The organism is Leptospira weilii serovar Ranarum str. ICFT (genome assembly GCF_000332415.1).
GTDB classification, from domain to species: domain Bacteria; phylum Spirochaetota; class Leptospiria; order Leptospirales; family Leptospiraceae; genus Leptospira; species Leptospira weilii_A.
The window spans coordinates 61,589-88,126 of sequence record NZ_AOHC02000029.1; the positions used below are offsets into that span (position 1 = coordinate 61,589).

Sequence of the window (26,538 nt, forward strand, 5' to 3'; positions counted from 1 at the left end):
TCGATAATCGCGATTAACAAAACTGCTTCAATCGACCGTTTCGATGAAACAGGAACGGATGGAGAATTAATTTTTCAACGACTCTATTAATTCGGTTCCATCGTAAAACTCTTTCTCGGGTAAAAGAATCGGAGTTCTTTTTGAGATAACTTTTAATAGAACTTTCGAATATTTTTTTGCTATTATTGATTTCAAAATAGTATAAAATCGTTAAACTTCATCCTAAAATTCATCGCAAGAGGTGCGGCGTTTGGATTCACTTTACGATTATGAGAAATACGAAAACCTCATGCCTTCGTATTTGTATCTGAAAAACGAAACCGATGCGACCGATCAAGAGGCGATCTCCTTAAACCCCAAGGAGATCGAGATCCTCTATCAAATTCGCAATCACACGACTTTGAAAGGATTTTTTTCCGGTAAAATCCTAAAGGTACGGAAGAACGAGGGATCCAAACCGATTTACATAAACACGTTAAAAAAACTTTCAAAAGAAAATTTGATCCTTGTTTTTCCGGAATTTAAATTTTTATCCGAAACGAATCAACTTATGGTTTGTCTCTGTCTCGTTTCGGAAAAGGAATTTAAAAATTCCAACCGGAAAAATCTAAAAGAGATATATCTAAACAGTTTGAGTAAATCCGCATTCGCAATTCAGAACTATATTTTGGGATGTGAGCCTTTCCAAATCAGCGAACTGATTTCCATATTCGAATATTTGATCGCGGAAACGGCGGAAGGCGTCTTCGTCAAAGAATCGTTCAGTATCGAACATTGGATCCAATCTTTTACGTTCGGAGAACTTCTCAAGGAGGAGGTGGTCGAAGATTCGGTGCAATTTATTCTGGAAAATATTCAAGAAAGTGAATATATTGCGGTTACAAAAACGACGGGATTATTTCACGTAACGGACGAACTTGCCGGGAAAGCGTTCGAAATTTTAAAGGAATATTATCTCAACCGGTTTTCCAAAAAGCTGAAAGAGAAATACCCGGAGGCGTGGAATCTGATTTCGAAAAACCGAAAAAACATCGTGGTCGACGAGAATTATTCCGGCCCCGTTTCGGGTATCGAAGAAAAATTCGTTTCGGACGAATTAAAAATCATCGGGGAAAATTTAAGCGGCCTGATTCCGGAAACGTTTCAGGATTTTCTAATACTCGCAAATTATATCTCGCAAAAACACGATCGGGAAAGAAATCTCCGTATCTCCGTCGAGGAACTCAAATCGATCAAAATGTTAAAGACGATGATGTCCATGAAAAACCGGACCTTGTCCCAGTTCATCACGATCAATATCGACGAGGATCGGGAATTCTCCCATTCCATAGTGGACAATCTCAGAAGAGATCCGGATTGTATCTCCTGCGATTGGTACGAAAAAGGGAAAAAGACCGAGTGTTTTTGCAGCAGAAAAGAGGACGTGATTCTTTCCTTGATTCAATTGATGACTGAAAAATACGCATTCAAAAAAGATCTTATTAAGAATTTCTTATATCTTTTGAAAAAAGAAAAAAACAACCTCGGATCCTTGTATACGAACCCGATCTTTGAATCGGCTCTGATAAAATTGAAATATGCCTGTTATAAGGAAAACCTTTCCTGGTTTTCAAAGATATTGAGCTTTTTGGGGATTTACGGATTGATCGAAACCACCTTGGAACACCAAGAATCCATCGTTCAGTTCGAACAACTCAACAGAGAAATCGCTTACAAGGAAGACCGAAAAAAACAATTGGAGAAAATTCTAGCGGAATGGCTTAGAGAAATCCAAACCGATTCGAACTCAGTCACCGAGGAGGCGCCGAATTTTAAAAACAAAGGAACACGTTGAAATTTAAAACAAGATTATTGTGTTTTAATGCCGGTCTTTTTATGGAACCTGAACGCGAGTTAGGGGTTGGCGAAAAAGAATTCCCGTAAAACGGGGCTACTCTGCAAAATGTAAAGTCCTAACCCGATCAAAAAACAACCGACTTTCCGCAATCACTTCGCTCATTACAACTCTAACGGAATCGAAATTAGAAATTATTAAAAGCATCGAACCGTCTCTCCGAATATTTAAAATCTAAAAAATCGAACTCAAATCATCGGATTTTTTTAATTGACAAGTTGTCACTTTTGAAAGCAAAATCAAATTATGAAAACCATGACGGTAGCGGAATTTAAATCTCAATTTTCCGAAGTCATCCAGGCCGTTAAAAGCGGTGAGGAAATTGCGGTTTCCTTTGGAAGAAAACATGAAACTATAGGAATTTTTATTCCTTTTTCCAAGTACTATTCGCAAAAGCCGAGAAAGCTGGGAATTTTAAATGGAAAATCTTCTTTTAAAATGAAAAAAGATTTTAAAATAACCGAGGAGGAGTTTTTGGATTCATGACCTTCCTTTTAGATACGCATGTACTTTTATGGTCACTTTTTGAACCGAAAAATCTTTCTTCTAAAATAAAAACTGCAATTTCCAATAGATCCAACCGGATCTTCGTCAGTAATATTTCTCTTTGGGAAATTTCATTAAAATTCGCAATTGGAAAACTGGAACTCAATCAAATTAAACCCGAAGAATTACCTGAAAAAATTATAGAATCCGGATTTGAGTTCTTAGAGGATAAACCCGAAGTTTTCGCTTCCTTTTGTCGATTACAGATCGGCAAACATGCAGACCCATTTGATCGATTCATAATATGGCAATCTATTTCAAATCGTTTAACCCTGATCACAAAAGATAAACATTTTAAAAAATATGAATCTTCCGGATTAAAAATTCTTTGGTAGTGGAATTCCAAAGAGAAAAACCCTACTTCTTAATTTCAAAAGTTCTAAAATTCCCTTTCGGATCCTCCCAAGTGATCAGAGCTTCCTTTACTTCGGAACCTTTCGGACCTCTTTGAATCGCTTTGTAGAGATCTTCGATAAACATCTTATCGCCTTCCACAATCGTTTCGACCTCTCCACCCGGAAGGTTTTGGGTATATCCGCTGAGCCAACCTTCTTGGGCTCTCTGAAGAATGTAATATCTAAATCCGACGCCTTGAACCTTTCCACGAGCGAGAATCTTCGCTCTTGAATTATTTTTGGATCCCATCTTCTTCCTCCGTTTTGCCTTCCAGATTCACCATCCAAGCCGAGAAGTCCTTAAAAAAATTCCAAAGAATTTCTTTGATAAAAACTTCCGCCTCACAATCGTCCAGAGCCTTACGATAACAAGAAAGCCAAACCCTTCTCGCTTTTTCATCGATCGGAAACGGAAGATGCCTTGTACGCATTCTCGGAGGTCCGTAGTTTTGAGAATACAAAGGCGGGCCGCCTGTAACCTGAATTAAAAAATCGGCGGATTTCATTTTACTCTCTTCCAAACTTTCGGGAAACATAAAAGCGATCGGGCTTGAAGGAATTTGATCGTAAAAATCGGAAACCAGTTTTCGCAGACCATTCTCGCCGACCGCGCCGAAAACCGTTTGTAAACCCGGAATCGCTCCAGGAGGCCCTCCCGGAGGAATGAAAACGGATCGTTCTTCCGTCATAATTTGTTTCCGCCCTCTTGCAGAAAAGTTCGGATCTTAGGGTCGAAATATTTTACAATTTTATAATATACGTCTTTTTTAAAAGGAACAACCGTAACCAACGTGTCTTCGATGGGGATAAAACGCACCGTTTCAAATTCCCTTTCGTGAATATCCAGATTACATTCGTCCACTTCTCCGTTCCAATGGATCAGAAACCATTTTTGAAGTTGTCCCCTATATTTTTGAAGATGACGATTGAGAGGAAGGTTTTCCGGAAAATCATAGGCGATCCAATCCGGATACTCGGCTACGATTTTTCCGGAATCGATTCCAACCTCTTCGTACAACTCTCTCAGAGCCGCCGTTGTCGGATCCTCGTCTTCGTCGATTCCACCTTGAGGAAACTGCCAAGAACCGAGAAAGTTCAGTCTCTCCCCCACCAAAACCTCTCCGCGAGAATTGAATACCACCATCCCGACGTTCTTTCTGTAGGGTTTTTCCATACGAATAAGCTCGCGTTAGCGCTTTTCTATGACAAGAAGTTTTAGAGTTGTTTCGAGGATCCTATGTTTGTTTCCGAAAGTTCCGGTCCATAATCGGCGAGAATGTGTCCCAAAACTTGCCGAAGGATCGATAAAGAACAAAACAAAGACGGAACGGTTTCGATATCGCAATATAAACGTCGTCCTCCCTACTTTACGTTTTATGAATAGACCCGAATAACTTACGTTAAAGCGGCGGTGTTTATAAAACATATCGTTCCGATTCTTATAAAAACCTCTTCATTGGATCGATAAGTTTGGAATCGGAGGAAGATCGTTCCTTTGTGTATTGCGACAAACCGTAAAATCGAGCAAACCCGGAGATAGTCGTTCGCGAAAGATATCTTTTCGTTAAGAATTCAGTTGCAAATTTTATACTCTATCGGAAATGATAGCATGAGAACTCGTTCCAAAAGTTTCGGGGCAAGTTGTTTATTCTTTTCGCATTTAGGAGTTTGAGTTTCACCAATGCAATTACGTAAAAAGTATTCGCGTTCCCGCATCTTCAATGAAAAGGATTTTGAAATCAAAGCCTCGTCGATTCCCGGAATCGGGATGGGACTTTTTCCGAAAGAAAACGTAAATAAAGGCGATACGATCGGATATTATACCGGTAAAATCCTTACGGATAGAACGGCTAATTCTTCCAAATATTGCGAATCGAAATACTTACTGTGGATCTGTAAGGATCATTGGATTTACGGAGAAGGAAAAGAAAGCAATTATACTCGTTTTATGAATCACAGCTCCAAACCGAACGTAAAACTTGTCGTATCCGTTCGTTGGAAAACAGCAAGATTTGAAGCGATCCGAAAAGTAAAAGCGGGAGAAGAATTATTCTTCAATTACGGCGACGAATATTGGATCAACACGGACATAGATCCGGTGGAAAGAAACTGAATTCCATATACCGTGACGCTTGAGAAAAGAAAGGGATTAGCGGATAAATTTTAAAAATTAGAGATCGGATTTTTAGATTTCAAGAATTAGGATTTTTATTGTAAAACGCATAACGTTCCCACTCTTCGAGCAGCGAGATTTTAGTGAATAGGATTTAGGTTCTAGGACTTTACAACAGTCATTCCTAACATCTCGGCCGCGTACGGTCGCCTTCGCTACCGAAAGTGTGGCAACTCCCATATTTGCGGAAAAAACGAATCAAAAGCGACTAACGTGAATATTTTTTCTTAACCAAGGTTCTCATCGATTTCGGAAAATTCGTAAAAAGACCGTCCGCTCCCCGATCTAAAAATCGTTTCATCTCTTCCACTTCGTTGACCGTATAAACAACGCTTAGGAAATTTTTTTCCGATATCAATCTTAAATTTTCTTGGGAAGCGTCTTCCGTAGAAGGATGAATACTCCACGCCTTGATCTTTTCTCCGAAAACGATCGCTTCGGAAACGTCTCCGCTTCCGTCTCCCACAAGAACGCCTAACTTTATTTCCGGATTGAGATTTCTAATTCTTTCCAAACATTCCCAGGAAAAAGAAGAAACCACGATTCGAGGTAACAATTGAAACCGGTCGAGCAAACTCAAAATAAGATATTCGATCGAACTTTCATTCTCATAAACAAACGTTGTGGGGGTTTGTGGATTCGGATTTCTTTGCAACGGAAGATTTGAGTCCTGGGACAGACCGTAAAAATCCAAAGCGGTCGATTTGATTTCTATGTTCAGATCGGTTTTAGATCTTTGGATCAAACGTAATACGTCTTTTAACAAGGGAACTTTTTGTTTTCTGAATTTTCGAGAAAACCAAGAGCCGGCGTCCAGTTCGTTTAATATTTCAGCTTCGAACTTCCGAACGTTTCCTACCAACTTCGTCGTTCGATCTAAATCGTCGTCGTGAATGACCACAACTTCCCTATCCTCGGAAAGAGTGACGTCCAATTCGATCAAGTCCGCTTTCGCCTGAATCGCTTTTTGAAACGCGATCATCGTGTTTTCAGGAAATTCTCCGCTGAAACCTCGATGGGCAAATACGAGCGGTCGTTTCAAATCGTTACGGTTTTTAATATTCTCAATCATATTCTATTTTATGAATATATTTGTAGATCCGAATCTCTGTGGAAGAAAATTTGAGTTTTGAAACACACTGTAAGTTTTAAAAGGAGATAGGAAAGGGTTCAGGCGGGTGAAACCCGCCCGAGAGAGAAAGTTACGATTCTTATTTAGAAGCGGTAGCTTTTCCGGCAGTGGTGTTTTTGATCGCCTCAGCCACTTCGTTGATTTTTGCTTTTACAACTTCGATTTGGCCTTCAGGGATTTTGTTTTTGATCTCTTCGGTAATTTTGTTGTAGTTTTCTATGATCTTAGCTCTGGTTTCTTCATAGTTCTTTCCGGCAACGGAAGTAACTTCCTTGATGTCGTTGATTACTTTATCAACGGTTTCGCGGATTTTTACGGTCGCTTCGGAATTGTCGGAAGCCCCTTTTGTAACAAGCTCCAAATAGGTTTTTTCAAGATCAGCTTTCGCTTTACCCAGACCTTCTTGACTAGCTTTGATGAGTCCAAGACCCGCATTCAGAACATCTAGAATTTGCTTTTCCATTCAATTTTTCTCCTTGAGATCATTTCTTGTGCATCGCACAATCCTTTTATATTGCAGCGCACAAATTGAGTCAACAGAAAAAAGAAAAAATTCCTCAAATTTTACAATTTTTCACCATCCTTGCAAAAAATCCTAAACGCCGATGTTCGGGCATTGCATTTAGAAACGACCTAAAAATCACATATTTATAACACATATTGATGGAACGGAAATTAAATTCTCAAACGATTAAAACGAACGAGATTTACACGAAGTAAAAAATCAGAGGAGAAATGTTTTTCGGGGATTGTATTATGAAAATTTCAAAACCGACTTCTTCGACTCTGAAACAGATTTTCCTAATATTGTCGTCGATGTGGAACCGTTTTTTTTCGGGAAACCTTTACGAGATGAAATCGTTTATAGATTCAATCTATAATATTCAGTTTTTTTAAATTGTATATTTGAGTCGACTTTGGAATTTCACTTGAAAATGTGCGCCGATTCGGAAGGAATATTCCCTTTCGCGATTTTAGATCCGCACCAAACTTACTAAATTCTCACGTTTATTCCTTTATTTTCTTGAGGTTTCGGGTTAAACTCCGATTCAAACTCGATCCTATCATAAAAATCTTTTTCTGCCGAAACCTCTTTTCGACTTGAATTGATGTAAGGATCCACCCATTCTGCTTTTGAAAAACGAATTTATATCATTAAGGAAATGGAATATGAGTCTGAAGAAGTATAATGGAAGTTGTCATTGTGGTAAGGTTCAATACGAGTTGGATCTTGATCTTTCCAAGGGAACCAGCAAATGCAATTGTTCTTTTTGTTCCAAGGTAAGAAATTGGAGTTCTATGGTAAAACCGGAAGTGTTACGTCTTCTTTCCGGTCAAAACGATCTTAGTACCTATCAATTCGGAACCAAAAGTGCAACTCACAAATTCTGTAAAAACTGCGGAGTGAGAATGTTCACGGAAGGCCATCTTGAAGAACTGGGCGGTGCATTTATCAGCGTTAGTTTAGCGACTCTGGATAACGTAGATCTCGAAGAATTGATTACGGCGCCTCTTTGGTACGCAAACGGACTTCATAACAACTGGAGGGAACAACCCGCGGAAATACGTCATCTCTGATTGAAATTCCAAAGATTAAAAATACATCCTAAATCTCAACTCAAAGTAAAACGTTTTGATGATTCCGTCTTACTTCGATATTTTCGATTTCCTTAACGAATCGGATTTCCGTAAGTCCGGAAAGTTGGGTTGATTTTGACTCATTCTGCTCCTTGGGTTTACAAGAATTATACAAACCGCGATCACAAGGAACGATTTTGTGTACATAAAATTCTCCTTATGGATTGAATCGGTGTTTTGTGCGACGAGAATCCGATCATCGACAAAATCGAATATTCGTTTAACCTTTTGAGACTTGAAACCGAAACCGATTCTAAAATGAAAAATCGTCCGGTTTGCCGAAACAAACCGTTTGAACGATAAAGTCCGATGAACGGTTAAAATCCGTTTTCAAAGAACATTGGTTTATCGTTCCGTCAACGATTTTTGTATAAGAATACAACAGCGCCGAGTTACCGACTGGATCTTTCCGATAAAGTAAAAGTAAACTCAGAGCCTTCGCTTTTTATGAAGCGCTCGGCAAGTTTTAGGACACTCCGTAAAGTGAATTTAAAAGAGTGGAAAGGAATATTATGAAAATATGAATATGCTGACTTTTGAAAGTGAAAAAACAAGTCGACGGTTTTTTAAAAAATGCTTTCCACCAATCCGAAAACAAAAAGAATTCCGTAATAAGATGAATTCAAAAATCAAAGTTAGATACCTTTTAGAAGTATTATTCGTTTTAATTTTTTATTTTTCGGCAAACTCCTGTTCCGATTCCAGTTCGCCCATTATCGACAAACCTCTGGATGGAAACTTGGATTTGCAGGGACATCGGGGCGCAAGAGGTTTAAGACCCGAAAATACATGGCCTGCTTTTGAACAAGCGATTCGATACGGGATGACTACTCTGGAATTGGATACGGTCTTGACCAAGGATCGGAAAATCGTCATTCATCACGATTCGGAAACGAACCCTGAGATTTGCCAGAAAAAAGACGGAACACCGATCGTATCGACTTCGTTATACGAACTGACTCTTTCCGAATTGAAGGAACTGGATTGTGGAACGAAAAAGAATCCGAAATATCCGGAACAAGTTTCCGTTCCCGGAACCGAGTTGATTACGATCGAAGAATTTTTCGCTCTGGTTGCAAACTTCGAAAAGAACAATCCGAATCGATCGAAATTAAAATTTAACGTCGAAACAAAATTTCCAGACGACAGCAATTCTCAAATTCCAATAGGAAAAGTGAAAGAACACGTAAATTTATTGGTTCAAGCCGTTGAGAATGCGAAGGTTACGGATCGAACTACGATTCAATCTTTTTATTTACAGGCGCTTCCCATTGTTAAAGAGATAAATCCAAAACTGAAAACAAGCGCTCTTTTTTCTCTGACCTATTTTCAAGGAGCCATGATGAAATTGGGACTTGGAAACGGAACTCGCCAAGAAGCTCTTCAAAAAACATTGGAAGTAAAGGCTGATATCATTTCTCCTTATTTTTTATACGTAACGAAAGAATTCGTGCAAGAAGTTCATTCTCATAAAATATCCGTAATCCCTTGGACGGTAAATGATCCGGAAGATATGAAAAAATTGATCGATGCGGGAGTGGATGGAATGATCAGCGATTATCCGGATCGGTTAGCGCATATTATTAAGAATTAATTATATTATGAAAATATAATTACTTATACGTTTTCCAAACGATAAACTAAAGTCTTATTTCTCAGATAGATTCTGATTTCATCGGAAACGATTTCGATCGCTCGTTCGTCGTATTCTAAATCGTTGGGAATACGAAAAACCGTAAATTGAATTTCTTCACGTTCTAAATCCAAACGCACTAAATTGTATTTAACCTCCTCTTCTATATCCGCAGTTGTAAGGAACCAAATCGAATTTCCGGAAATGAAATAGGGCCGTCTGAAAGAATGACCTTTGAGTGAGGGAAGTTTTTGTTTTTGAATTTTTTTGCCCGCGTAACTAAGAACTTGTAAAGAATCATCCAGGCTAACGATCCATTTGAGTTCCGGAAAAAGAATAGTTTTGGGAAATCCCGAATTGACCTTGCCCTGGCTGATCAAATTGAACTGAAGATCCAAAACTTGAATCTCGTCTTGATTTTGTACAACGATAACATCTTCATCGATCAAAAGCTCCTTTGCACGGATAAGGGATTTAAACGTTTTCTTCTCTCCGGTTAGAAGATTTAGATGGAACAACTGCGAGGTTTTGTAGACCACCTGATCCTGATAAATCGCCGCGGCTTCCGTTCCTTTTTCATCGATGACACCGCCGACTTTCGGAGAAGCGAGATCGCTTATGTCGATCCATACAAGCGGATTCAAAAGACTCGTCATTTGATTGAAGAGGATCGCTTTCGATCCGGAAACTTTCATGTTAAAACCGTCACGCGAACTTGGAAATTCCGTTTTTCCGATCAGTTTAACGTCTTCTAAATTAAAAGTATCTAAAATTCCAAAGACCCTTTGATCGTCCCGGCTTAAGATTGCCGCGATTTTATTTTCTCCGATACTTTCGGCTTTCATGATATAAAAAGGGAGCGTAACGTCTTTCAACAATTCGAGTTCGGTCGAACGGTTATCTTCCGATTTCGGATAAAATGATTTGTCGATCTTCAAACGATCCGCAAGTCGTTTTAGAAACAACGAACCGACGTTATGCGGAAAATTTTCTTTTACGCCAGCGCTTTCGTGGGAAACATAATAAAGCATCGGTTGATTTTGCTCGTTTTTTTCTTCCGGATGATAGATCCACCAATCCGACTGATCGTCTATCAGCGGACTTTCCGCGTTTTCAAATTCTTCGTCGTCTATAAATTCATCGGAGAAGGAACCGTGATCTCCTAAAACAAGATCCCGATCGATGTGTCGGTTTTTAGAATCTCCGAATTCTATGAGTTCGTGAACTTCGATTAGTTTCTTAAAACTTTCCGGCCATGTTCCCGATTCTTCGATGGAAGAAGGCGCGCTCGCGTTCAATACAAAATCATTTGGGAATAAGATTTGGAGAGAATTTTCTTCCACTGCGGCGCTTTGCACTTTTTGCATGATAGCTTCCAGCAATCGATCGTATTTAGGATTGTCTACGAGATATGAAAAATGTTCGATCAGAGCCTTGTGCAAATCCTTAGCATCTACAATAGCTTGCCATTCTTTGAGGTAATCGGCCTTGAGCTCGTTATTCTTCTTTTCTGTGTTTGTGGTATTAGATTTCGTATTAGCAAGAGTCGCGTCTCCTTCCACATACCCCTTCTTCAGCTTTTCGCTTAACAATTCGTTCGCTTCTTTTGCGCATTCTTCCTCGCTTCCAAACGTTTTGGTCTGCGTTTGTCCTGCTGTTCCGATTTTTCCGTAAGTTACCGTGAAGGAATTTCCGGAAACTTCTATGTTCCAGAACTTATCGGACTTGTCGTCTTTGTATGTTAGGCGGTGTTTCATGGATGGTTCTATAATTCTTTTTTCTTCAACAGAGACGTTATCTTCGCTTTATCTTTATCGAAAAGTTGATCGAACGCTTTTTTGGTCAAATCAAGGGTATGCCGTATAAAATAAGTTGTTTGTAAAAAATGCATAAATATTTCTTATCCGACTATTGTTTTAACATAAATCAAGGTCGACATATTTGTTCGGTTTTATAGATCATAAACTCACATAATCTTCCAACTTTTTCAGCGAAACACCTACAAGGTTAGCCGCAACAATTGTTTCTTTTATACGAGAGTCTACAATGATCAGGCTCGGCTCTTCGCCTAGTCGAAACAATCGATGATTTTTTACACGAGCAGAATCGATAACTGGATTTTTCAAAATGAATCTTCCTGCAGGGCTTCTTTCTGTTCCACTCTCAATACAATCTATAAGATCTAATATAATACCGAGAAAATAATGAGCTTTTGTATTATTTGATTGTTCATCAATAAGCTCCACTGGATAATAATTGATATTATTTATTCCTAAACTATCAAAAACTAATTTCAGTTTATTCGAAAATAATGGCAGGTCTGCAGTCATTATATCTGGATATACAACTTCAGATTCATCAGCGATTGTTACTGGTAAACGGATGGGGAAATTCTTGACTTCAATTCTTTTGCCAAGCATAGCATTAATCATATCAAGTTCCTCCGGAATCTCACCGATATATGGACAATCCCAGCAATCAGAAACTCCATCAAGAATATAGTAATTTATTGGTTGTTCCATACTTTCCAATTCATTATTATCTAAATTTATCTTGTTCTTTTGTTATCTCTTTGCAGCACGCTTTGTCGGTGAAGAACACCAATAAGGGGCGAGAATTTATCGGACCTGTTGTCTTGATACGTTAAGTGGTGTTTCTTATTCGTTCTCTTATAGCGGCTCTGGATTTTGCATCTTATCGGTTCAGCTACATGCTGCAAGTATTATACAAGATTGAGAGTAACATTCTACAAAAAACGAAAGAATTGATCGTTCCATTTTATAATGCAAATTTGGTTTTTATTCGTCAAGCTGCGTTTTACGGAGAATATAAGAATTTTCAGAAAAGATAAAGCGATCCGATTGAGATGAACCAAATCGCAATGGAAATGATTTCCAAATTTACAAATGTTGTTTTTATCCGGATACGTTTTCGTTCTAATTTTCTTTGATCGGAAAGGCAACCCACGATTTCGAAAGGGGATATGGAAGTTAGGAAATCTCTTTAAGTATCGTTTCTACGATTTCCAATTGGGAACCCGGACTTTTTACGGCCCGGTTTCGAGACATTCTTAGAAGGAATGAAAAGGATTAGGTTTCTTTAAGAGCTGCGACGATTTCCTGAGTTGCTATCATTCGGTTCGATATAAGACGATCCGAGCCACTGATCATTCATAAAATTACCGACTATAACAAATTTTTCGTTGATCGTATTCTCGATAAAATCCATCGCTTCTTTTTACATCTCGTTATGATTTCCGTCACAGTGTGTATTAAAAAAAATCCGTAAAAATGAAGAATTTTCTCCGTAGGTGGTCAATGTAAAGGTTTCGATTCTAAAAAGCTGCTATAGCTGCATTTACAAAAGTTCGAACTATTTATGTTATGCGCTTAAACCCTACACTTTCAAAATGTTTCACCTCTTGACGTGCAATCTCTTCATTTCCGTTTGCAAAACGTGTATCCCCGAATTTGTTAGGAACATCACTTAATAAACCTTCGCGAAACCATATTTTATCTTTTTCTCTATTTGGATTGCTTCTCACTTCAACATAACGACCAGCACCACGATCAACGAGATATCAAGGACCTATTTCTTGAACCTTTGTGAGAAACGCTTCAAAAGAAGTGAATGTATCTTCCAGTTTAATATGTCCGCTCAAAAGTTCGCGAGCCCAAACACGTAGAAAGATACCACCAATGCCGAAGTTCAAATTCAACTGCTCACTGACTACCAGATCCGTACCGCGTTGACCGAAATCCCTAAAATCACTGTCCCAGCTAGGTCGGCTGACTTTTCTAAGCGCGGGTTCGCCTGCAAAACCTGTTGGCCCTGAATTATCGTAAACGTAAAAAGGCCCCACACTTGCACCGTAAGAGCTATTGCTAATTGGGGCAGGTCCCCATTCGGCAAACCGCTCTACAATTTCATCATCCTCACCTTCAAGTGGACTAGCCTCATACCATGGATCGTCGTCGTGTTCACTCAATAAGACGATTGCATTGTCGCCTTCCGTAGTATTGATTTCAAGCCTTCGAGCGTGCTTCCATATTTTTTCCAGAGACGGAAAATCACTCTTTGAATTTGGATCCGGTGCGCCAATGAGAAGTTCTTTTTTACCCGCAAACATACGAACACGTAGAACTGGATTATGATCAGGCGCATAAAAACGAGGAGATTCTACTTCTGTAGGCATTGCTTGTGGGTTTTTTGGAGGTCGAGATGTCACCAAAGCGACATCGTCGACAAACTGAAGCAGATAGTGCAAAAGCTTTGTGCAGTCAGGGGTTTCAACAAGAAATTGAAGGTGTTTTTCCAGCCCTACTACGGGGTTCTTACTTTCGATAATCGGTCTGGCCCAAATTTGTTCTAAAGACTCCATGATACCTCTTGGGTATACAAATCGTTGTTTAAGAAAGTAGAATTCTACAAAGATGGAAAGGATTGATCCCGCCACTTTATAAAGCGGATTTGGTTTTATGCGACAAACTGAACAGAACGGCGTTATTGAAGAAAGAATTTTAGAAAAGAGAAAGTGGTTCTTTCAAAAACAAAAAGAAATGAATCCGTGTTAGAATACAAAAAAATCCCGGAATTCTTAGCATTCAATCGTTTGTTTTGAATAAAATACAAATCGTCGAAAATGAATTTTAAAAAAATTTAATAAACGATGATCCAAATTTTTACGATTCTTGAATAATTGAGTTGTTGAAAAATTCAATAATCGCGATTAACAAAACTGCTTCAATCGTCCATTTCAATGAAACAAAAACAAATGGAGAATTAATTTTTCAATAACTCTAATAAAAAAGCCGGACCTTTTACGGCCCGGCTTTCCATCATTCTAATAAAGAATGGAAACGTTAGACTTCTTTCAGAGCGGCTACGATTTCCTGAGTCGCTTTTTTACCGTCTTGGAAATACATGAGAGTATTGTCTTGGATAAAAAGCGGGTTAGGAACTCCTGCAAATCCAGGGCTTAGACTTCGCTTAATAACGATGACGGTTTTTGCCTTGTCCACGTCCAAGATCGGCATTCCCGCGATCGGGCTGGTTGGATCCGTTTTAGCAAGAGGGTTTACCACGTCGTTCGCGCCGTTGACGATGACCACGTCGACTTGTTCGAAAGAAGGATTGATCTCGTCCATTTCTTTCATCTTGTCGTAAGGGATATCGGCTTCCGCCAAAAGAACGTTCATGTGACCCGGCATTCTTCCTGCAACGGGATGAATCGCAAACTCTACGTCGATTCCTCTGTCTGTTAGAATATTATAAAGATCTCTTACAGCGTGTTGCGCTTGTGCGACCGCCATTCCGTAACCCGGAACAATGACGACTCTCTGGGCCATATCCAAGAGCATCGCCACTTCTTCCGCAGAAGTACTTTTGGTTTTTCCGGCGTAGATGTCTTCTCCACCTTTGGAAGTATCGACCGCTGCACCGAGTCCTCCGAAGAGAACGTTTGTAAGAGAACGGTTCATCGCCTTACACATAATCTGCGTTAGGATAATTCCCGAAGCGCCCACGAGAGAACCGGCGATGATCAAAACGTTGTTTCCCAGCACGAATCCCGTAGCGGAAGCCGCAATTCCCGAATAAGAATTCAGAAGCGCGATGACAACGGGCATATCCGCTCCACCGATCGGCATTACGAGAAGAATTCCCAAAACGGAACCGACTGCGACTACATACCAGTACCATTCAATTCTTTCCGGTTGTGTTACAACGAAGTAGCTGAGAGCGATGGAACCGAGAAAGAAAAGAATTTTTACAAGTTGATCGCCCGGATAACGAACCGCTTTTTCGGACAAAAGTCCTTGGAGTTTTCCGTAAGCCACAAAACTTCCCGTAAGAGTTACGGCGCCGATGATTCCGGATGCGGCGGTGGAAATCGTAAACTGATACGATTTTAAAACTGCGAGGTTGGTTCCTTGATGAAGAACTTCCATCACTGCGGTGCCCGCAACGAGGAAGGAAGCAAGTCCGCCAAAACCGTTCAATGCCGCAACGAGCTGAGGCATTCCGGTCATTTCCACTTTTACGGAAAGATAAATTCCGATGGCGGTTCCAACGATAAATCCTGCGAGGATATATTCGTAGGCGAGACCTTTTTCAACGAGCGCAGCCGCAACCGCAAAGAACATTCCCACCGCACCTAAAAAGTTTCCCCGAACCGCGGTCTTAGGATGAGAAAGAAGTTTCAACCCGACGATAAAAAGAATCGAGGAGAGAAGATAAACTAAATTGATGATCGATTTTTCCATATTCTTACTTTTCTTTCTTCTTGAACATTCCTAACATTCTATGAGTTACTAAGAACCCGCCTACAACGTTGATCGTAGCGGCAACCATGGCGATAAATCCGATGATGTTGATCAGAGGACCGTTCACGGAATGAAGAGAGAGAATCGCTCCGATGATCGTGATTCCGGAAATAGCGTTGGAACCCGACATAAGAGGAGTGTGTAAAAGAGGAGGAATTCTAGTGATGACCTCGAAACCAACGAATACGGCTAATAAGAAGATCGTCAGGTAACCTACGAACTGTTCCATTCTAACTTTTCCTAATCAGAGATTTCTTCCCGGAAGATGGTTGGGAAGGCCGGGTAAACCGATGAAATCACTTTTCAGAAACTCCGGTCTCCTGAAAACCTTTTTTTCTCAAGAGACAGGCGTCGCATTTTCCACAGGCTTTCCCGTTCTTCGGATCATAACAAGAGAATGTAAGGTGAAAGGGAACCTTCAGTTGATTTCCGAGAAGAACGATTTCTTTCTTAGAAAGATTTTGCAAAGGAGTTACGATTTGGATCGGGGAACCTTGGTTTCCTTTTTTGGTTCCGAGTTGAATGGCCCTTTCGTACATCTGGATGAACTCCGGTCTGCAATCCGGATAACCGGAATAATCCATGGCGTTCACTCCGATATAGATGGAATCCGAACCCGTCCCTTCCGCAAGTGAAACCGCAAAGGAAAGAAAAAGAATATTACGTCCCGGTACGTAAGTGTTGGGGATCTCGTCTTTTCCCAAAGAATTTTTAGGAACCCGGATCGACTTTTGAGTTAACGACGAGCCTAAAAACAATTCGGGTTTTAACTTTTGAATCGTGTGAGGAATTCCTAATTTGCGGGTGATCTTCTTCGCATAAGACAATTCGATTTTATGTCTTTGTCCGTAATCGAAAGAAAGCGCTTGGATTTGTTTTCCATCGGCAATCGCTTGATACAAACAAGTCGTAGAATCCAATCCGCCCGATAAGAGTACGACCGCTTTGTTGTTGGAAGACTCCGTCTTTGAATCGGAATGGTTTCGATTTGAATTCTTATTTTTTCCGGAATTCAAAACGACCTTCTTCAAGCCGATCCTTTCGGACCTTCGTAAATACAAGCGCTCGTGCAGGTTTCATTGAGAGTGATTTTATAGAGCAAAGGTAAAAGCGGTTTGAGATGATTCCAAAGCCAGATGGAAAGATTTTCGGAAGTCGGATTCTCAAGTCCGGGAACGTCGTTCAGATAATAATGATCCAAATGATTTTCGACGAGCGGTTTTACGATCTTACTGACTTCCGCGTAGTCGATCAACCAACCCGTTTTTGAATCGATCCTTCCTTTGAGATGAAGTTTGAAACGAAAGCTATGACCGTGAAGTCGTTTGCATTTATGGCCGTCGGGTACGTTCGGAAGGAGGTGAGCGGCGTCGAAGCGGAATTCTTTGGTGAGTTCGATTTCTTCCATGAGATCTGTCCGGCTTTATAAGAATCCATCCCAAAAGAGACAAGCTCTTACAACATTCAACTTTTTGGATATAAGAAATCCGTTAAGGACAAGCTGTAAGTTCTAAAAGTTGACCGGATCAGGTTGAAGAGACTGAGAAAAGCCGGTTTATTTTACCAGCTCTTTCAAAATTTCCTGTCTTTTTTGATCTTTTTGATGTTCGTTCAAAACCAACCATTCTCTTTTGATTTGTTTGGAGCTTACGCCCTTAAGTTCTGCGTATTTGTTGAGGAGTTTTGCAGTTTTCTGATTCATACCGACCAAAAAACTGGAAAGCGAGCCTATGTCAAGCAACTCGGTTTTTTAGGACTTTACAAAAGTTTTTCCGATTTTATCCATAATGGCGCGAAAAGATCCGAGTTTATCATTCGATTGAAATTTGGGGGAACGTTTCCAGTGGATTGACCGGAACTTGCGAGCCCTAAATTTGCGAAATGTAAAGTCCTAAAACCTAATCACTCGCCACTGGAAACGTGGGAGTTCCCACGACCGGATCCTCACCTCGCTGCGGTAGGGATCAAAGCGGGGTCGATCCACTGCAAATCCGGAAAGAGTTTTTCAAGAGGACGAATCCCAGTGGATCGACCGGAGCTGCGAGCCCGGTCCGCGAAGCGGAACCGCCCTGAAATTTGTGGGAATTCGTAAAGTCCTAAAACCTACTTCCGCTAAAACCTCGAAACGCGGGCGGCCTTTTCTTTCGATCGTATTTTCCTTAAAAACGTGAGTTCGACGGTTGAAATCTTGGGCGAATCGCTCGAACCGTTCGAAAACCGTGATCGTAACCGAATCGCCTCGTTTCTTTCGAAATGAAATTCCAAACGATTTGTGCCGAAACACTTCCGAATAACATTAGAAAATAATAATATATTTTTAGAATCATAGTAACCGTAAGAAGGCCGCCCCATTTCTTCGGAAGGGAAGGATCGGATTCTTCTTTGAACTCTTCGATCAGTTTGCGAAAGGAGAAAGTGATCTTCGGGTTGTTTTTTAGGTTCGTCCGATTCTTACTCAAGAAGTCCGTCTCAAAACAACAACCAACGTCGTTTTAAGACAAATCGGGGTCGATGGTATTATCGTCACGTATCGATTCAAATCGGATCCAAAAGGGTTTGGAAAAAACGATTCTTACTAAAAACTTTTCTTGCCATCTGAAATCGGATTGGATAAGCTCCTGTCCCGAAAGGAGCGAGAAACGGAGGTTTACAAATTTGAATTTTACGCCTTGTTTAAAACCGGAATTTCCCACGGCAAACGAATTTGAAAAAGTAAAATACTTACGTTATTTTCTTTGGATGAGTTTTATAAAATAAGATCCAAACTTGTAAAACTCCCGGCCTTAAACTCCTTTTTAGAACTACAGAAACCGGTTAGACTATGAAAAACATCATCCGTACGATATCGCAACTTTGGAATCGAACGCCGATTTGGGTCCGTCGATCCTTGATCGGGTTCCTTGTCCTCATCATTCTTGCAAAAATGGCATTCGCGTTTTTAATTTTCCGGAAAGCTCCGCGTTTGTCGGGCGAATTGAAAGTTCCCGGACTTACAAAACCCGTTTCCGTCGTTCGGGACTCCTACGGCGTTCCTCATATTCAATCCGAAGATTCCTCCTCCGCCTACTTCGCGTTAGGTTACGTAAGCGCAAGCGATCGTCTGTTTCAAATGGAAATCCTAAGAAGGGCGGCCAGAGGAGAATTGTCCGAAGTTTTAGGAGCCGAACTCGTTCCAACCGATACTTTTTTGAGACAGGTTCTTTTAAGGAGAACGGCGGAAAAGATGTTGCAGGAATCCGTAAAAGGAAACCCTCAAATCCTGAAAGAATTGGATTCTTTCTTGGATGGAATCAATTTCTTTTTAAAAACGGAACCGCTTCCGATCGAATTTACGATTTTGGGATATCAACCGAAACCTTTCGATCGACTCGACGTATTGAGCGCATTATCCTTATTATCTTTTTCTTTTGCGGAGGCTTTGCGAAACGATTCTCTTTATACCATTTTGGAAAGAAAACTTCCGAATCGAAACGTAAACGAAGTATTTCCCAGACACGATGCGGAAGATCCGTTTTCAATCCAAGAGAATCAACCTTCGTATTCTCCGAAAGCCCTTTCTGAAAATCGTCCGACGTTTCGTAATATTTTAGTAAACTCTAAATTACAAGAATCTAAATTTGAAAAATTAAAATTTAGGAATCTTTCCGAGTTCGCGGGAATGATTCGAAAAACGAACGACATCTTAAAGGATCTTCCTCTCTTTTTTGGAAGTAACTCTTGGGTGATCGGTCCTTCTCGTTCTGCGACGGGCGGGGCTCTTCTTGCAAACGATCCGCATATCGGTTACGCCAATCCGGGAACCTGGTATGAAGTTCATTTGAAAGCGGGCGATCACGAGACCTACGGATATCATCTTCCCATCGTTCCTTTTCCTTTAATCGCGCATAACGCGAAAAAGGCTTGGGCCTTGACAATGCTCGAAAACGACGATATGGATCTTTACGAAGAGCTTCTCCATCCTACAAAACCGAACTTTGTAAAGGAAAAAGGAAACTGGGTTCCGGTTCAAGTCCTGAAGGAATCGATTCCCGTCAAAGGGGAAGAGCCGCGGGAAATTACGATTCAAGTGACTTCTCACGGTCCGATTCTTTCCAAGCCGATCGTGGGATATTCGGGACCGGTTGTTTCTCTTTATTGGATCCTTCATCATCTTCCTGTTCCCGTCTTGGAAACGATTTATTCCCTAGGACGTTGTTCTTCTTTGCAGGAATGTTCCACGGTTGTTTCCGCTTTGCCCGCGCCCGGTCTGAACGTTTCGTATGCGGATGCGAACGGAAACATCGCTTGGTGGGGAGTGGGAAGGTTTCCGATTCGTAAAAAGAAAATCAACACTCGTAAAATTTTAGACGGCGCTTCGGGAGAAGACGATGTAATCGGTTATCTTTCGTTCGCTCAAAATCCTAAACTCATCAACCCGCCCGAAGGAATCATTCTCACCGCAAATCATCTTCCTACTTACGAACTCAAAGGTTACGGAAAACCCGAAGGTTATTGGCAAGAATCGGATCGGGGAAGAAGAATCTACGAACTTCTTTCTAACAAAAAAAATTGGTCCGTGGACGACGTGAAAAAAGTTCAGACCGACGTTCATTCATTTTCCGCGAGGACGATCGTTCCTTTGATTTCTTTGGAAATCGAGGAAGATAAGAATTGGGCGGGAGTGTTTCGAGAAGCTCTGGATATTTATCGGAAGTTCGACGGAGAAAACACGTTAGACTCACCGGGCGCCACGATCTTTCACACGCTCAATCAATTCGTAATGTTAAATTTGTGGACGGACGAATTCGGAAAATCGGATCTTCAAGTTTTCGGTCAGAGCGCGGAACGTTGGAACGCGTATAAATCGATTCTTGCTAATCCGAAGTCCGATTTTTGGGACGATCTTTCCACTCCGGATCGCAGGGAAACAAGGAGAGAGATTCTCATTCGTTCTTTTGCACAAACGGTTCGTTATTTATCCAAAGAACTCGGAGGCGCGCCTTCTTCCTGGAAATGGGAAAAGGCCCACGAAATCACGTTCGAACATCCGATGGGAAAGGTTCCCGTTCTCGGTTTGATTTTCAATCAAGGCCCCTTCCCCGTCGCCTCTGGAGAATCCGCGGTCAACCTGATGAATCAAAAGGAAATCAATCCGAAGATGACCCCTCGTGTAGGGCCTTCCAAACGGAGAATTATCGATCTTGCACATCCTGAAAATTCCTGGTCGGTATTACCGACGGGAAACTCGGGGAACTTGGGTTCTCCTTTTTACGGAGATCAGATCCGTATGTTCTTAAACGGAGAACACCGCTCGATTCGATTCACTCAGTCTCAAATCGAAAAGGACTCGAAGTACGTATTGAAGATGAATCCGGAATAAAAAAATAAAATTCAAAAATAGAAATTAACGAAAGTTTAAAGTACCGGGCGCATGGTCGGGCGATTTTTTAGACAAGAAAAAATTTTCGAAATTGCCCGACCACCAGGCTCTCTGCTTAGGTCAATAAATTTCAAATCTATTGATATACAAAAAAAAATCGAATCATAAATTTATTGACCCCGCTTCGATCCTTTGCGCGGGGATTTCTCGAAATCATCGCAACGGTTCCAAAGGACGGTTAACGTTTCTCGGACGAAGACGGCTCCAAAGAGCGGTTAATGTCGTCCGGACGAAGACGAAAAAATCCTTTTAAAAAGGCGGCTCAAGGGTTCTTCGACGTATCGATGTATCAACCAAGAAACCCCTAAGGTAAAAAGAAAACTCAACAAAAGGCTTAAAACGAAAAACGTCAGACCGGTTTCAAAAAGATCGGGTAATAAGAGTTTTAACGCGCCGAAGGAGATTAAGGAAAGAAGCAAATGCCATATATAAATCGTATAACTTAGATTGGATATCGGGGCGAAAAATTTCACGCTTAACCCTTTCGCTAAAAAAGTGTTCGGAAACAAAATCACCGATAAAAGAATACTAACATAAACGAAATCGATCAAATTGAATCGCACCGTTCCCGAAAAAAAGGAATAGATGGATTCGCTTTTTAAATTCACAAAAACTAAAATTAAAACGGGTAATAAAATCAATAAAAAACTTATCATACGACCCGATAGATATTTTTTAAGATAATCTCCGCGATTGACGATCCAATCCATAAGGATCACACCTATCACGATCGAATCCGCGCGGGTATGTGTGGGACGAAAAACCAAGGTTTCATAATCCGTTCCAAAAATATCCGGATTGAGATAAATATAAATTCTTAATATTCCGGGAATCAAATATAAACACCAAAGAATACATTGTCTCGTAAAAAAATCCCGTTTAAACAAAACGAACCCGCAGAAAAAAGGAAATATCAGATAAAATTGTTCTATGATCGATAGGAACCAAGTATGAATGTTGGGCCCTCTTAGATAATTTCCGAGAAAAACGAAATCACCCCAAGCGTTTCTCAAACCGTTATCCGTGCTTTCCATAACGTGTAAGGCCGTCAATTTATCGGGTACGGACAACTCCTTTGTCGCCACCCATTTTTGGCTGAAAGAATAAGAGGCTCGATTGATCCAATAACTGATCGTGATAAAAAGATAATAGACGGGAAGTAACCGATAATTTCGTTTTAAGAAAAAATCCAGATAACGAATTCTTCCGTTCTCCGACCATTCTTTCCATAAGGCCATGGAAATTAAAAAACCGCTGAGAATAAAAAACAAATTCACTTCAAAATGATGAAGCATTTCAATAAACGCCTCAAGGATGGAGTTCTTATTGGCGGCGGTATATCCGGAATAAAAATAATAATGATATACGAATACGACGATAATTGCAAACGCTCGCAATCCGTTGAACGGAAGAATTTCTTCTTTTTTATTTTCTGTTTTTTGCTCCATAAGACCCGTGAAAGAATTACACCGTATATTTTTTCGAATCAAAATGTAAATCGATAAAAAATCGTAAATCCGATTCCTTAAGGACCGTATTACAATTTCCAATACAAAAGGATTTCCTTATTTCCGTCTCTACCTTCGATCGGAGACCATTCCAAACCCAAAACGGCGGCGCCGATTTCTTTTTTGAGATATTTGCAAAGGGAACGAACGATTCGAAGTCGAATTTTGGAATCCTTCAAAACTCCTTTGATAAGATTTTTTTTATCCGCTTCGAACTGGGGTTTTATCAAAGTAACACATTCTAATTTTGGAATGTGTTTTTCCTCTTTCAATTTTCGGATCGCCGGAAAAACGGATCTGAGAGAAATGAAACTCAGATCCATAACGATCACGATCGACTCGGGACGAGGCGCTTGAAAACGATTCGTTTCCCATTCGATTTCGGAGGAAGACAATTGTTTCAGATGAAAACGGTCTTTCACGATTACGGAAGGATGATTTCTCAATTTTTCGGCCAATTGACCGTAACCGACGTCGCAGGCAAAAACTTTCCAAGCTCCTTTTTCCAAAAGCGCTTGTGTAAAGCCGCCCGTCGAAGCTCCGAGATCCACACAAAGTTTTCCATCGACTTGGAACGGAAAAACCTCGAAAGCTTTCAATAATTTATACGCTCCCCTACTCACGTATTCTCGTATAACGTCGAGAATACGAATCTCCGAATCATTCGGAAATTTTAATCCGACTTTGGTTATCTTTTGTTCGTTTACCAATACGGAGCCGGAAAGAATCAAACTTCTCGCTTTTTCCGGAGATTGTGCAAGTCCCCGATTTAAAAGAAGAATATCGAGCCTAATTTTTTCTCTGGCCAATGTAAATCGGAAGTTCCCGAAAGAACGTTCCCTCTTTGTCCGCGAAATCGGAAGCGATAAGAATTAGATTTTTTTGAAGTTCTTCGACCATTTGTTTGCAACGATCCATTCCGAATAACGACGGATAGGTGATCTTACCCGTTTTTTGATCCTTACCCGGAGTTTTTCCCAAGGTTTCCCGGGTTCCTTCCACGTCTAAGATGTCGTCGGTGATTTGAAACAGTAAACCCAGATCCTCTCCGTACTTGGATAAGGGCTCTTCCCTTTTTTTCCAGTCTTTACGAAGACGATTTCCTAAAAGTAAGGCCGCTTTGATGAGGGCGCCCGTTTTCAAACGATGAGTCAATTGAACCATTGCGATCTTTTCTTGTTCGTTCTTGGAATTTTGCCCCTTTGTATTCTCCCTTTCCATTTGTAAATCGTAGATCTGTCCCGAAACCATTCCGGGGGCGCCGGAACCTGCATGCAAAATTTCTAATAAATCTCGATGTAGTAAACAATCACCGTTCTCTCCTTGAATCAGGGAAACAAAATAAAACGCAAAAGAATTGAGAGCGTCGCCCGCCAAAATCGCGGTGGCTTCGGAAAACTTTTTATGTAGAGTCGGCAATCCCCTTCTAAGATCGTCGTTGTCCATACTCGGAAGATCGTCGTGGATCAAAGAATAAGTATGAATACATTCCAAGGACGATCCGAGTAGAAGAACGTTTTGCGTTTCGTTTTGAAGTCCGCCGAAAGCGGCCAACGCCAAAACCGGGCGGAGTCGTTTGCCTCCGGCGACGAGACTGTATTTCATCGCTTCAAAAAGTTCGGGAGCGGACTGTTTGGAAAGTATCGAAAGAGTTTGAGAATCCAAAAAATTCTCAAACTCGACTCTGTAAGAATGAAATATTTCGGAAAAGGAAGATGGACTCACTCTACCTCCAGGTTGAAAGAAAACTTCGAATTGTAAAGCAAAGTCCGATCTCGAAACAAAGAGCTTTTCAAAATACTACCGCTCGTAACGTGGATCGTCAACGTTTACGATTTCACTTTCAATACGACCTTTCCGACCGAAGCGCCGGATTGAAAGTATTTCAGAGCCTCGTCGATTTTTTCAAACGGAAACGTCTTACCGATGTGAGGCGGAGAGAGATTGAGTTTGACGAGATCGTTCAGGTGTCCGGTTAATTTTTCAACCTTTTCATAAAGCCAAATCAGATTGAATCCCATAACCGCTTTGTTATCCGAAACCATCCGCATCGGATCCAATTTCGGCCTGGAAAGATATTTATAAACAAGCCGAGGCCAGTTGACTCCGCTGCCCCCTCCCATCATATCCGCGGCGCCGTAAACGATCATTCTTCCCATCGGAGCCATAACATCGTAACTTTCCTGAAAAATTTTTCCGCCGATACATTCCAAAACAAGATCCAGTTCTTTACCGGAAAGAGATTCTTGGAGATCTTTTTTAAATCGACCGGAACGAACGATTTGTTTGTCATAACCTTCTTTTTTGAGAAGATCGATTTTGGAGGAACTTCCGATCGATCCGATCGTAAACGCCCCGAATTTTTTTGCGATTCTGTTTGCGAGAATTCCCACGCCACCCGCCGCGCTGTGAATCAAAACCGTCTGTCCTTTTTTAAGATCCCCCAAGACGACTAACGCGTAATAGGCGGTCAATCCTTGCACGAGAAAACCCGCGCCTTGATCGAAGTCCCATTTGGAAGGAAGTTTAAAAACGTATCTTGAATCGATATTCAAATGAGAAACGTAACCGCCGAAACGGGTCACACCCATGATCTTATCTTTCTTTTTTACGTTTTTAACTTTTTTTCCGGTAGAAATTACGATTCCTGAATATTCAAGTCCGGGAATAAAGCTTCCTTTCGGGGTCGCGCTATACAATCCTTGAATTGCAAATAAATCCGCGAAGTTCAATCCGATCGAACAAACTTCGATTTGTACTTCGTTTTCATCCGGCTCGGGAAGAGTTTCGGTTTCCAAACGAATATTTTCCAGGGATCCTTTTTTTCCGACGAGGGCGATCGTTCTTTGCATGAAAGGAGGTTATAAGAATTCGAAACAAGAGGGCAAGAAAAATTTTCAAAGACTCGGCCGAATCCGACTTCGAATGAAGGTCAAGCGAAACTCAAAGTAAATCCGTTTATCCATTGGATCGAATTCTTGATTTAAAGTAGAAAGTTTAAAAATCATTTTTCGCTTTCAAAAAAAGAAACCCTCGATCCGAAAAAAACCTTTTTAAAAAGAGCGGGGATACAAACTCCTCCGAGTCAATGGTTCTATAAGATCGTTTCGAAAAATCAAGATGCTTTCCTTTTTTAAAAAAACATTTTAAACGATTTTCATTACAAATCGCTTATTTTCTGATTTCAAAATCAACCTACTCTACAATAAAAGGTAAAAATAGCTAAAATGTTTGGTATCAAACTATATGAATTTTTGGAAAAAACTTCGATTTTATTTTTTTAACTTCTATCCCCCTTACTTTGCGGCCGGGATTCGATACAAAAGAATCGGCAAAGATTTTACTCATTTTCGACTTTCGATGAAACTTCATTGGTGGAACAAGAATCTTGTCGGTACTCACTTTGGTGGTTCGCTTTATTCCATGTGTGATCCGTTTTACATGCTGATTCTTATGGAAAATTTAGGAGACGAATACATCGTTTGGGACAAGGCCGCAACGATTCGATTCGTCACACCCGGAGTCGGTAAGGTTTATGCGGATTTCGAGATTTCTCGCGAAGAGATAGAAAGAATTCGAAAAGAAGCGGATGAAAAAAGAAAGTTAGACGCCTTCTTTCAAACGAAAATCTTAGACGCAAAAACGGGTAAGGTGGTCGCGGAACTGGACAAGGTGGTTTATGTGAGAAGAAAAGAAAGAATCAAAAAAGAAACAGTAACCTAACGTTTATCCCAAACCTCCACAATCCGACTTTGTGTTTGTAAAGTCTATCCATGTTGTTCTCACTTTGTAACAACGCGGCTCCGAACCTTATTTTTTCCGGTTTATAATTCATCTTATAAAGTCGTTTAAAATTACGATCTAATTTTTTTTGAAA

Annotated in this window: 25 protein-coding genes; 7 read left to right on the forward strand and 18 right to left on the reverse strand. The window is 40.6% G+C overall.

The features are described 5' to 3' along the window. Window positions 1-289 precede the first annotated feature (289 nt). On the forward strand, window positions 290-1,834 hold the full coding sequence (locus tag LEP1GSC060_RS09220) for a hypothetical protein (RefSeq protein ID WP_036095989.1): 1,545 nt from the start codon (window positions 290-292) through the stop codon (window positions 1,832-1,834). 542 nt (window positions 1,835-2,376) lie between these two features. Continuing rightward, complete coding sequence (locus tag LEP1GSC060_RS09230; RefSeq protein ID WP_003001951.1) at window positions 2,377-2,775, forward strand: type II toxin-antitoxin system VapC family toxin; 399 nt, start codon at window positions 2,377-2,379, stop codon at window positions 2,773-2,775. A gap of 22 nt (window positions 2,776-2,797) precedes the next feature. Here LEP1GSC060_RS09230 and LEP1GSC060_RS09235 read toward each other — a convergent pair whose 3' ends face one another. From LEP1GSC060_RS09235 to LEP1GSC060_RS09245, 3 genes are read right to left on the reverse strand one after another with little or no spacing between them, the layout of a single operon-like run. Further along, window positions 2,798-3,085, reverse strand: coding sequence for an acylphosphatase (locus LEP1GSC060_RS09235; protein ID WP_003001668.1), 288 nt, complete (start codon window positions 3,083-3,085; stop codon window positions 2,798-2,800). Beyond that, window positions 3,069-3,524, reverse strand: coding sequence for a globin domain-containing protein (locus LEP1GSC060_RS09240; protein ID WP_003001998.1), 456 nt, complete (start codon window positions 3,522-3,524; stop codon window positions 3,069-3,071). Before LEP1GSC060_RS09240 ends, LEP1GSC060_RS09235 begins: the two co-directional genes overlap by 17 nt. Then, window positions 3,521-4,009, reverse strand: a complete 489-nt coding sequence (locus LEP1GSC060_RS09245; protein ID WP_003001774.1) for an RNA pyrophosphohydrolase — start codon at window positions 4,007-4,009, stop codon at window positions 3,521-3,523. The genes LEP1GSC060_RS09240 and LEP1GSC060_RS09245 overlap by 4 nt, the downstream gene beginning before the upstream one ends. A gap of 507 nt (window positions 4,010-4,516) precedes the next feature. On the opposite strand from LEP1GSC060_RS09245, the gene LEP1GSC060_RS09250 reads away from it, so the two are divergent. Further along, complete coding sequence (locus tag LEP1GSC060_RS09250; RefSeq protein WP_003001711.1) at window positions 4,517-4,948, forward strand: SET domain-containing protein; 432 nt, start codon at window positions 4,517-4,519, stop codon at window positions 4,946-4,948. A 268-nt stretch (window positions 4,949-5,216) separates the two neighbouring features. Here LEP1GSC060_RS09250 and LEP1GSC060_RS09255 read toward each other — a convergent pair whose 3' ends face one another. Together LEP1GSC060_RS09255 and LEP1GSC060_RS09260 are read right to left on the reverse strand one after the other, a co-directional pair. Beyond that, the gene (locus LEP1GSC060_RS09255) at window positions 5,217-6,080 is read right to left on the reverse strand and encodes a glycerophosphodiester phosphodiesterase (RefSeq protein WP_003001896.1); all 864 of its coding nucleotides are present in this window, start codon (window positions 6,078-6,080) and stop codon (window positions 5,217-5,219) included. A gap of 139 nt (window positions 6,081-6,219) precedes the next feature. Further along, a complete protein-coding gene (locus tag LEP1GSC060_RS09260; RefSeq protein WP_003001954.1) occupies window positions 6,220-6,603 on the reverse strand; it encodes a phasin-related domain-containing protein in 384 nt (127 codons plus the stop codon). A 707-nt stretch (window positions 6,604-7,310) separates the two neighbouring features. Here LEP1GSC060_RS09260 and LEP1GSC060_RS09265 point away from each other — a divergent pair. Together LEP1GSC060_RS09265 and LEP1GSC060_RS09270 are read left to right on the forward strand one after the other, a co-directional pair. Beyond that, entirely contained in the window at window positions 7,311-7,718 is a 408-nt protein-coding gene (locus LEP1GSC060_RS09265) for a GFA family protein (protein WP_003001689.1), read from the forward strand. A 676-nt stretch (window positions 7,719-8,394) separates the two neighbouring features. Continuing rightward, complete coding sequence (locus tag LEP1GSC060_RS09270) at window positions 8,395-9,372, forward strand: glycerophosphodiester phosphodiesterase (RefSeq protein ID WP_003001699.1); 978 nt, start codon at window positions 8,395-8,397, stop codon at window positions 9,370-9,372. 23 nt (window positions 9,373-9,395) lie between these two features. Here the strand turns inward: LEP1GSC060_RS09270 and LEP1GSC060_RS09275 are convergent, their stop codons facing one another. From LEP1GSC060_RS09275 to LEP1GSC060_RS09315, 9 genes are all read right to left on the reverse strand, one after another. Then, window positions 9,396-11,168 (reverse strand): WGR domain-containing protein, encoded by a 1,773-nt coding sequence (locus tag LEP1GSC060_RS09275; RefSeq protein WP_003001971.1) that lies wholly within the window; start codon window positions 11,166-11,168, stop codon window positions 9,396-9,398. A gap of 201 nt (window positions 11,169-11,369) precedes the next feature. Next, window positions 11,370-11,921 carry an imm11 family protein gene (locus LEP1GSC060_RS09280; RefSeq protein WP_036096011.1) on the reverse strand — a complete coding sequence of 184 codons (552 nt, stop codon included), beginning with the start codon at window positions 11,919-11,921 and terminating at the stop codon, window positions 11,370-11,372. A 1,070-nt stretch (window positions 11,922-12,991) separates the two neighbouring features. Further along, complete coding sequence (locus LEP1GSC060_RS09285) at window positions 12,992-13,792, reverse strand: hypothetical protein (protein WP_230458315.1); 801 nt, start codon at window positions 13,790-13,792, stop codon at window positions 12,992-12,994. A 481-nt stretch (window positions 13,793-14,273) separates the two neighbouring features. Further along, window positions 14,274-15,674, reverse strand: coding sequence for an NAD(P)(+) transhydrogenase (Re/Si-specific) subunit beta (locus tag LEP1GSC060_RS09290; RefSeq protein WP_003001877.1), 1,401 nt, complete (start codon window positions 15,672-15,674; stop codon window positions 14,274-14,276). 4 nt (window positions 15,675-15,678) lie between these two features. Then, window positions 15,679-15,963 carry an NAD(P) transhydrogenase subunit alpha part 2 gene (locus tag LEP1GSC060_RS09295; RefSeq protein ID WP_000434762.1) on the reverse strand — a complete coding sequence of 95 codons (285 nt, stop codon included), beginning with the start codon at window positions 15,961-15,963 and terminating at the stop codon, window positions 15,679-15,681. 67 nt (window positions 15,964-16,030) lie between these two features. Then, window positions 16,031-16,750, reverse strand: a complete 720-nt coding sequence (gene queC, locus LEP1GSC060_RS09300) for a 7-cyano-7-deazaguanine synthase QueC (protein ID WP_036096013.1) — start codon at window positions 16,748-16,750, stop codon at window positions 16,031-16,033. An 11-nt stretch (window positions 16,751-16,761) separates the two neighbouring features. Further along, complete coding sequence (gene queD, locus LEP1GSC060_RS09305) at window positions 16,762-17,142, reverse strand: 6-carboxytetrahydropterin synthase QueD (RefSeq protein WP_003001647.1); 381 nt, start codon at window positions 17,140-17,142, stop codon at window positions 16,762-16,764. Window positions 17,143-17,289: 147 nt separating this feature from the next. Next, window positions 17,290-17,436, reverse strand: coding sequence for a hypothetical protein (locus LEP1GSC060_RS20315; protein WP_046690929.1), 147 nt, complete (start codon window positions 17,434-17,436; stop codon window positions 17,290-17,292). A 457-nt stretch (window positions 17,437-17,893) separates the two neighbouring features. Next, a complete protein-coding gene (locus tag LEP1GSC060_RS09315; RefSeq protein ID WP_003001814.1) occupies window positions 17,894-18,193 on the reverse strand; it encodes a hypothetical protein in 300 nt (99 codons plus the stop codon). Window positions 18,194-18,555: 362 nt separating this feature from the next. Between LEP1GSC060_RS09315 and LEP1GSC060_RS09325 the strand changes: the two genes are divergently transcribed. Further along, window positions 18,556-21,093, forward strand: a complete 2,538-nt coding sequence (locus LEP1GSC060_RS09325; RefSeq protein WP_003001851.1) for a penicillin acylase family protein — start codon at window positions 18,556-18,558, stop codon at window positions 21,091-21,093. A 275-nt stretch (window positions 21,094-21,368) separates the two neighbouring features. On the opposite strand, the gene LEP1GSC060_RS09330 is transcribed toward LEP1GSC060_RS09325, so the two are convergent. The 4 genes from LEP1GSC060_RS09330 to LEP1GSC060_RS09345 form a co-directional block, all read right to left on the reverse strand. Beyond that, on the reverse strand, window positions 21,369-22,601 hold the full coding sequence (locus LEP1GSC060_RS09330; protein ID WP_036096015.1) for an acyltransferase family protein: 1,233 nt from the start codon (window positions 22,599-22,601) through the stop codon (window positions 21,369-21,371). 89 nt (window positions 22,602-22,690) lie between these two features. Then, on the reverse strand, window positions 22,691-23,470 hold the full coding sequence (locus LEP1GSC060_RS09335) for a TlyA family RNA methyltransferase (RefSeq protein ID WP_003001867.1): 780 nt from the start codon (window positions 23,468-23,470) through the stop codon (window positions 22,691-22,693). After that, window positions 23,451-24,386: a polyprenyl synthetase family protein gene (locus LEP1GSC060_RS09340; protein WP_003001974.1), complete on the reverse strand. Its 936-nt coding sequence runs from the start codon at window positions 24,384-24,386 to the stop codon at window positions 23,451-23,453. Before LEP1GSC060_RS09340 ends, LEP1GSC060_RS09335 begins: the two co-directional genes overlap by 20 nt. Before the next feature lie 104 nt (window positions 24,387-24,490). Beyond that, complete coding sequence (locus LEP1GSC060_RS09345; protein WP_003001853.1) at window positions 24,491-25,513, reverse strand: synaptic vesicle VAT-1 family membrane protein; 1,023 nt, start codon at window positions 25,511-25,513, stop codon at window positions 24,491-24,493. A 394-nt stretch (window positions 25,514-25,907) separates the two neighbouring features. Between LEP1GSC060_RS09345 and LEP1GSC060_RS09350 the strand changes: the two genes are divergently transcribed. After that, window positions 25,908-26,384, forward strand: a complete 477-nt coding sequence (locus LEP1GSC060_RS09350) for a DUF4442 domain-containing protein (protein ID WP_003001686.1) — start codon at window positions 25,908-25,910, stop codon at window positions 26,382-26,384. Window positions 26,385-26,538: the final 154 nt, after the last annotated feature.